General features: G+C 56.4%; 9 protein-coding genes, 1 other RNA gene and 1 pseudogene. 3 read left to right on the top strand and 8 right to left on the bottom strand.

Features of this window, described 5'->3' with window-relative positions:
* A pseudogene (locus Q8O73_RS03415) lies at positions 1–223 on the top strand (hypothetical protein); the annotation flags it as partial.
* 196 nt (positions 224–419) lie between these two features.
* Positions 420–887 (top strand): carboxymuconolactone decarboxylase family protein, encoded by a 468-nt coding sequence (locus Q8O73_RS03410; protein ID WP_305555004.1) that lies wholly within the window; start codon positions 420–422, stop codon positions 885–887.
* A gap of 65 nt (positions 888–952) precedes the next feature.
* Here the strand turns inward: Q8O73_RS03410 and Q8O73_RS03405 are convergent, their stop codons facing one another.
* The 8 genes from Q8O73_RS03405 to Q8O73_RS03370 form a co-directional block, all read right to left on the bottom strand.
* Entirely contained in the window at positions 953–1,876 is a 924-nt protein-coding gene (locus tag Q8O73_RS03405) for an AraC family transcriptional regulator (RefSeq protein ID WP_305555001.1), read from the bottom strand.
* A gap of 130 nt (positions 1,877–2,006) precedes the next feature.
* Positions 2,007–2,318, bottom strand: coding sequence for a DUF190 domain-containing protein (locus tag Q8O73_RS03400; RefSeq protein ID WP_305554998.1), 312 nt, complete (start codon positions 2,316–2,318; stop codon positions 2,007–2,009).
* Positions 2,319–2,333: 15 nt separating this feature from the next.
* Positions 2,334–3,323, bottom strand: a complete 990-nt coding sequence (locus Q8O73_RS03395) for a sodium-dependent bicarbonate transport family permease (protein WP_305554995.1) — start codon at positions 3,321–3,323, stop codon at positions 2,334–2,336.
* 47 nt (positions 3,324–3,370) lie between these two features.
* Complete coding sequence (locus tag Q8O73_RS03390; RefSeq protein WP_305554992.1) at positions 3,371–4,186, bottom strand: TIGR00282 family metallophosphoesterase; 816 nt, start codon at positions 4,184–4,186, stop codon at positions 3,371–3,373.
* A 112-nt stretch (positions 4,187–4,298) separates the two neighbouring features.
* Positions 4,299–4,457, bottom strand: a non-coding RNA gene (gene ssrS, locus Q8O73_RS03385) — 6S RNA.
* 117 nt (positions 4,458–4,574) lie between these two features.
* Positions 4,575–4,901, bottom strand: a complete 327-nt coding sequence (locus tag Q8O73_RS03380) for a hypothetical protein (protein ID WP_305554989.1) — start codon at positions 4,899–4,901, stop codon at positions 4,575–4,577.
* A gap of 127 nt (positions 4,902–5,028) precedes the next feature.
* Positions 5,029–5,358 (bottom strand): cell division protein ZapA, encoded by a 330-nt coding sequence (locus tag Q8O73_RS03375; RefSeq protein WP_305554986.1) that lies wholly within the window; start codon positions 5,356–5,358, stop codon positions 5,029–5,031.
* A 5-nt stretch (positions 5,359–5,363) separates the two neighbouring features.
* On the bottom strand, positions 5,364–5,630 hold the full coding sequence (locus Q8O73_RS03370) for a hypothetical protein (protein ID WP_305554983.1): 267 nt from the start codon (positions 5,628–5,630) through the stop codon (positions 5,364–5,366).
* A 254-nt stretch (positions 5,631–5,884) separates the two neighbouring features.
* On the opposite strand from Q8O73_RS03370, the gene tkt reads away from it, so the two are divergent.
* Positions 5,885–7,867 carry a transketolase gene (gene tkt, locus Q8O73_RS03365; protein ID WP_305554980.1) on the top strand — a complete coding sequence of 661 codons (1,983 nt, stop codon included), beginning with the start codon at positions 5,885–5,887 and terminating at the stop codon, positions 7,865–7,867.
* Positions 7,868–7,876 lie beyond the last annotated feature (9 nt).

The following is a 7,876-nucleotide window of genomic DNA, read 5'->3' as shown; positions in this document are numbered from 1 at the left end:
GACCAACGAGATCACCCGCAATGTGCGCGGGGCGGCGGACCGTACCCGTGCGGTATCGACCTCGATCACCGATGTTGCCAATGAAACCGGCAAAACCGGCGAATTGTCCGGTCAGGTCTTGCAAACCGCACAACTGGCATCGGAGAAAGTCGAAAATCTGCGTTCCAGCATCAACCGCATCCTTGATGATCTGCGTCAGCAGGCCCATGACCGGGCGGCCTGATTATCACATACAGCCCTACGCAAAGGCCCGCCACACCCGGCGGGCCTTTGTGATTCATGGCGCTGTTCGGACAAATGGGCAACAAAGGCGGAGGAATGACGCATCCCATTGGCGCGGGAAATTTCTATCCTCGGGGTGTTGATCGCAGGACATGACATTGCATGTCTGCAAATCCCCAAGCCCCAAGGAGCCGATCATGAAATTGAATTTTTTGTTTTTATCCGCAATGCTGACGGCCATCGTGCTGATGGCAACAACGGCACAGGCAAATGAACGACGTGAACGCGCAGAAGAAGTCGTCAACACATTGTCCGCTGGCGCCGGTCAGCCTGCCCTTGAAAATATGAGACGTCATTTCCCGTTTCTGGCCGATGCTACTCTGGATTACGCATTGGGTGACATCTGGGGGCGCAACATTCTCGACCACCGAACCCGTCAATTGGCGACCGTCGCGGCCTTTGCGGCAACGGGTGATATTCCCTATATGACAACGCATGCCCGATACGCGCTCAATCTGGGTGTTTCACCCGATGAATTGCGCGAAATCGTCTATTTGACGACGGTCCATGCCGGTTTCCCATCCGCCATCAATGCGGCATCGGCCTTAAGCGAATTGTTCGACGAACACCAAATCGAAACTTCCGGCATCGACAGGACGGATTGACACAAAAAGGCCCGCCACATCCGGCGGGCCTTTTTGTGATCGCGGTGCCGTCTTGCCCTGTGCCCCTAAACAGCAATTCCAAGTCCGGAGGCCATCCGCAATTTTTCGATATCGCGGCGGGGTGGCGCGCCAAACAGGCGGCGATATTCCCGTGAAAACTGCGACGGACTTTCATAGCCGACATGATATCCGGCACTGGCCGCATCCATGCTGTTGGCCATGATCAGCGTCCGTGCCTCTTGCAGGCGCAACTGTTTTTGATATTGCAACGGGCTCATCGCGGTGACGGCCTTGAAATGCTGATGCAGGGCCGACGGGCTCATGCGGGCTTCGGCGGCCACTTTTTCTACGCGAAACGGTTCGCGGTAATTATGCCGTATCCATTCAACCGCCCGGGAAATCTGGCCCAGCTTGCTATCCGCACAGGTCATTTGTCGCAACCGGTGGCCTTGCGGCCCCTGTAACAGGCGATACAGGATTTCACGTTCAATCAACGGTGCCAGCAAGGCAATATCGCCCGGCGCGTCCAGCAACCGCAACAGCCGCATCGCGGCATCAATCAATTCCGGGGTGGCATCACTGACTTGCAGGGATGGTTCGGGGATTGCCGATCTGACGACCCTTGCCACATCCTCATACTCATCCTCATTCTGTGCCAGAACCATTTCCGTCAGGATTTTAAGATCAATATCAAGGCGCAGGCACAGATAAGGATCCTCCGGGCTGGCCACGGTCACCTGCCCCGCCGCAGGTACATCCATCGACACCACCAGATATTGCATCGCTTCATAAACAAAAACCTGGTCGCCCATCACGGCCTGTTTCCGTCCGCCTGCCATCAGGCAGATCGATGGCTGATAAACCACATTGACCGGTTCGCTGGGGGCGGATGCCCTGAACAACCCCAGACGCGGAATAACGGTTTCGTTAATGCCGTCTTCTGTGGCGTATCGGGCAACCAGACGCGGAAAATCATCAGGGTTATTCATCGACAGGCCTTGCCTTTCGGGGGAAATCAACGACCCGATGATACCGCGCCACAACAGCAAACAACAGGATCAAAACACCCCGAAAGAGGATCAGGCAAGAATCGCGGAGGATCAGGCCGCCATGCCGCGATCAGAAATGATCGTTCCGCACCACTTCAACATCGCCCAGCGAAACAATACCGATACGGTTGCTCATTTGCGCATAGGTGCTTTCCAGAAGGGTGCTGGCGTCGGATGGATCAAGAATACAAATCACCATCACCAGCCGCCCGGCATCCGATACCAGCCCGTCGCGGGACCAGTTGCCGCCATGTCCCTTGCCTGCAATCGCCGGGACCACGGTATATCCATGCACACCCTGTTGATCAAGATGATCCAGCAACCGGTTGAGAAACGGTGCTTCGATAATGATTTCCATGCGTTTTTTGGCATATGTTTTCATGATGGCCCGTAATCCTCAAATCAGTGACGCCGCAGCGATATATATCGGAATGCCAATCGTCAGATTGAACGGAAATGTCAGCCCCAGCGCCAGCGTCAGCGAAATCGACGGATTGGCATCGGGCAAGGCCAGACGCATCGCCGCCGGTACGGCAATATAAGACGCACTGGCACACAATACCATCAACAGCGCCACACCGCCGGTCTGAAGGCCCAGCGCAAACCCCGACAGCCACCCGGCACCTGCCCCCAAAAGCGGCATATAAAGACCAAACAGCAACACCGCCGGGGTAATCTTGCGCCAGCCATCCCGCAAACCGCGCCCGGCCACCAGCCCCATATCCAGCAGGAAAATGCACAAAACGCCCTTGAACGGATCGACAATCAACGGCGCAACCGCACTCATGCCTTTATCCCCGATCACCGCCCCGATCAAAAACGCCCCGACCAGCAAAACAATGCTGCCATTGAGCATCACCTCGCGCAGCAAGGTGCGATCCACACCCACCGCCCCGGCCGTTGCGTCAGAATGGCCCGATGATCGTGCCGCAAGCCACAGGCCCGACAGAATAGCGGGGACTTCCATCACCGCGGCAACCGCCACCATGTATCCTTCGGCACCATATCCCAACCCGCGGATCACCTCGACCGCCGCCAGAAAGGTCACAATGCTGATCGATCCGTAATGGGCGGCAATCGAGGCACGATCAACCGCAGGCAATTTGGTGGTGGCCCGCAAGGCCCCATAAGCCAGCAACGGCAATAAAAAACTGAGGATCACCCCTGCCAGCAGGGCATAAACAAGCGACGCGCTGATCCCCGCCAGGGCAACCTCGTGGCCGCCCTTAAGGCCAATTGCCATGATCAGATAGATCGACAGCGCCTTGGCAACGGCTTCGGGCACCGAAAGGCTGGATCGCAGCAACGCCGCGACGACACCCAGCACAAAAAACAACACCATCGGGGAAAGCAGATTGGCAGAAGCAAGTTCGATAAACGACGTCATGGAGCATATTCTTTTACAAAAGGACCAAAACGGGTTTCAAATTCAAATCAGGCGTTGGGCCAACTGCCTTTCAGGCGACCGCCAATCCGGACCGGCTCGATGCGTTTGGCAAGGCCGGTGGCATCGTCGGTTTCAACATAAATGCCGCACACGGTTGCCGGGCCTTCGGCGGGCTCGAACTTGCCGGACGGCATTTTGGTCATGAATTTCTGGATCGAATTTTCTTTTTTCATGCCGATCACGCTATCGAAATCGCCGCACATACCGACATCGGTCTGATAGGCCGTACCACCCGGCAGGATTTGCGAATCCGCCGTTGGCACATGGGTATGCGTCCCCAGAACAAGCGATGCCCGTCCGTCGCAATGATGGCCAAATGCCATTTTTTCCGATGTGGTTTCGGCATGAAAATCGATCACCACCGCATCGACATTCTTGCCAATCCGGTATTTCCCCAACAGGCGATTTACCCCGGCAAACGGGCATTCCAGCGGGTCCATAAACAGCCGCCCCATCATATTGATGACAGCAACCTTCTTGCCCGCAGGCGTGACATAGACACAATCGCCCTGCCCCGGCGTTCCTTCCGGGAAATTCCACGGACGCAACAGGGTTTTATCTTCGTCGATATAGGTGATGATTTCGCGCTGATCCCAGACATGATTGCCGGTGGTCAGCACATTCGCCCCGGCGTCGTAAAATTCCTTGCAGATTTTGGCGGTAACACCAAACCCGTGGGCGGCATTTTCGACATTGACGATGGCAATATCCACCGACAAACGGTTCCGCAGCATCGGCAGCGCTTCAAGTGCCGCCTTGCGCCCCGCCTGTCCAAGAACATCGCCAAGGTGAAGTATCCGCATGCGTTTTGCCCTGTTTCCTGTTGTGTGCCGCCCGACATAAAGGCCGCCGCGTTGATGCCATACCCGGCCACAACGCACCACAATAAATTAGGGTCGCACGGGAGAAAAGAAAGTGGGAGCCACTACTGCCGTTGGACATTGGTAATCCCTCGTGACCTGCGTGTGCAGGTGGGCACCGTGTATCAGAACCACGATCCTGACAGGGACAGTTCCCTAGAGAAATGAGCATCGGCCTCGGGAATTAGCGACCTGACGCACAGAGCAGCTCCCGTTTGCCGGTAATCCTTGATCGCCCCGAAGGACGCATCGCCGATACGCCAGCGATCTGAACTTAGTCATCCCGCAGCATTTGCGCAATAGGGTTGCAGGATAACACTCAAATCCCCGCTCAACGCAGCGGAATATTGGTCTTGCCCGGACGGGTGGCGATGGGCTGAACATCGGCCATCTCGCTCTCGGTTGCCTTGATCAGTTCGCGCAATTCGCTTGCGATCCGGGTCATCTCGTCGGACATTTCAAGCGCGGCTGTTTCCATCGCCCCGATGTCGCGGGCAAGTCTGGCCGCCTCGTGAACAAGCGATTGTTCCTTGTCCGGCAAACGAGCTTCAAGCGAAGCCATCATGATTTCAGGTGGTTGCGCCGCCGCATTGCCTGCGACGAAAAACAGCGTAGCCAAAGCCAACGCTGCCATATGAATATGACGCATAATTTTCATGTCTCCGATGCCCCCAAGCCCGGCGATTCACTATACTTATCAGCCGAGACTACCCCGAGATTGCACAGAGATCAATATACTATTGCATAGTGTCAGATTAAGTCAGATTTCCGCATCCCCATCCGGGTCATGCAATCGTCAGTTTTTGCGCCACCGTTTCGATCCTCGCCGCAAGGGTTTCCATACCATCGGCAAGTTCATCGGCCTGGGTCTGATCCATGCCCGATGATTGCGCAGAATCTGCCGTGCGGGATGTGCGGGCATCGGCAAGTTCGTCAGCAATCAGAAGACTTGCCATCACCAGCAACCGCTGTTCGCCGATCTGTCCAACCGCACCGGCAATTTCCCCGACCCGCTCATTGACATAATCGGCAAGCTGCAACAGGCGGCTTTCCTGCCCGTCATCGCACGCCACATCATAAGACCGTCCGTTAATTCTGACTGATATCTGCGCCATAACAATCAAGCCTGTTTCTGTTTGTGGGAATCGTCAAGCACCAGCCGCAATTGCCCGACCGCGCCATCAAGGCCGCGCGACACCGTTTCGGTCGTCCGCGACAGGGCGTCGTAATCGGCGCGCAAGGCAACAAGTTCACTGCGCAGGGCCTCGGTTTCGGCAAGGGCCGCGGGGTCATCCTGACTGTGGTGCGCCAGATGCGACTCCGCCACCCGTTCAAGGGCATCAACCGCAGATTTCAATCTTTCGCTGGCATCGGAGAGACGAGACATTTCAAGCATCCTGATCATTCATAACCGCCCCGCTACATAGGGGGACCACATCGAAGGCGTCAATAACTCAGGCAATACTCTGGCAATACAAAGGCAAAGATCATATTAACCTTAACCGTAATCCCGGCAAGCCAGACAGTTTTTCGACAGAAGCGGTTGACGCCGGACCGTCGGGCGGGCATGTTCCGCCACACTTTATAGCAAAATACCTGTTGTCAACGCCCGTTAGCGAAAACCCCCAGGAAGCGCATCCAATGACGACCCCAGCAGACCACAGCAGCATGGCAAACGCCATTCGATTTCTTGCCGCAGACGCCGTTGAGAAAGCAAACTCCGGCCACCCCGGCATGCCGATGGGCATGGCCGATGTCGCGACGGTTCTTTATACCAAATTCCTGAAATTCGATCCCAAGCACCCGCATTGGCCCGACCGCGACCGGTTTATCCTGTCAGCCGGTCATGGATCGATGCTGTTGTATGCGCTGCTGCATCTGACCGGTTACGAAGATTTCGACCTGAACCAGATCAAAAATTTCCGTCAGATGGGTTTCCGCACCGCAGGGCATCCGGAATATGGTCATGGTGCCGGGATTGAAACCACCACCGGCCCGTTGGGTCAGGGGCTTGCCAATTCGGTCGGGTTTGCCCTGGGCGAACGCATCATGAATGCCCGCTTTGGCAATGATGTGGTTGACCATTATACCTATGTGATTGCCGGTGACGGGTGCCTGATGGAAGGCATTTCGCAAGAAGCCATCACGCTGGCCGGTCATTTGAAACTGTCGAAACTGATCGTTCTGTTTGACGATAACGGCATTTCGATTGACGGTCCGACCTCGCTTTCAACCTCCGAAGACCAGAAAAAACGGTTTGAAGCCGCTGGCTGGGACGTTCAGGAAATCAACGGCCACGATCCGGTCGCGATCGAAGCCGCGATTGCCCGTGCCAAAACCACCGCCACCCCGTCGATGATCGCCTGCAAAACCGAAATCGGTTTTGGCGCCCCGACCAAGGGCGGAACCTCGGCCACCCACGGATCGCCGCTGGGTGCCACCGAACTGGCCGGTGCCCGTGAAAAGCTGGGCTGGCCGCATGCACCGTTTGAAATTCCGGAAAATGTTCTGGCCGCATGGCGGGCCGCAGGCGCGCGTGGCGCATCGGATTTCGTCGCATGGGGTTCGCAGTTTGACGCGCTGGAATCCGGCCTCAAATCTGAATTTGAACGTCGCATCGAAGGCAAGCTGCCCGATAACTGGGTCGATGCCTTTAACGACTATAAAAAACAGATTACCGCCGAAAAGCCCAAGGTCGCGACCCGCAAGGCATCGCAGAATGTTCTTGAAGTCCTGACCCAGGCGATCCCGGAAATGATTGGCGGTTCTGCCGATCTGACCGGCTCGAACAATACCAAAACCGCGGTTCAGTCACCGATTACCGCCGAAACCGGTTATCATGGCCGTTATATTTATTACGGCATCCGCGAACATGGCATGGCGGCGGCCATGAACGGTCTGGCACTGCATGGTGGCATTCTGCCTTATGGCGGCACATTCCTGGTGTTTACCGATTATTGCCGCCCGTCGATCCGTTTGTCGGCCCTGATGAACCAGCGGGTTGTCTATGTCATGACCCATGATTCCATCGGCCTTGGCGAAGACGGCCCGACCCATCAGCCGGTCGAACATGTTGCCGCCCTGCGCGCCATGCCCAATGTCACCGTGATCCGTCCGGGTGATGCGGTTGAAACCGCCGAAGCATGGGCAATGGCCATCACCAATGAAACCGGCCCGACGGTTCTGGCCCTGACCCGTCAGAACCTGCCGACGCTGCGCACCGAATATCGCGAAGACAACATGGTCGCCCGTGGCGGTTATGTGATTTCCGATTGCGACGGGCCGCGTCAGGTCACCCTGATTGCCACCGGTTCCGAAGTTGAAATCGCCGTCAATGCACAGGCAAAACTGAAATCCGATGGCATCAATGCCGCCGTGGTTTCATTGCCAAGCTGGGAATTGTTTGACGCCCAGTCGCCGGAATACCGCAAAAATGTGCTGGGCTCCGTCCCGCGCGTTGCCATCGAAGCCCTGTCGGTCTTTGGCTGGGAAAAATATGTTGGCGATGGCGGCAAGGTGATTGGCATGCACGGCTTTGGCGCATCCGCCCCGGCCGAAGAATTGTACGAACATTTCGGCATCACCGCCGAGGCACTGGTCAAGGCGGCCAAAGAACTCGTTTGATTTCCGGGC

Source organism: Thalassospira sp. (assembly GCF_030690045.1).
Lineage (GTDB): Bacteria > Pseudomonadota > Alphaproteobacteria > Rhodospirillales > Thalassospiraceae > Thalassospira.
The sequence above is the reverse complement of the archived record's forward strand: the minus strand, read 5'-3'. Positions and strand labels throughout refer to the sequence as shown.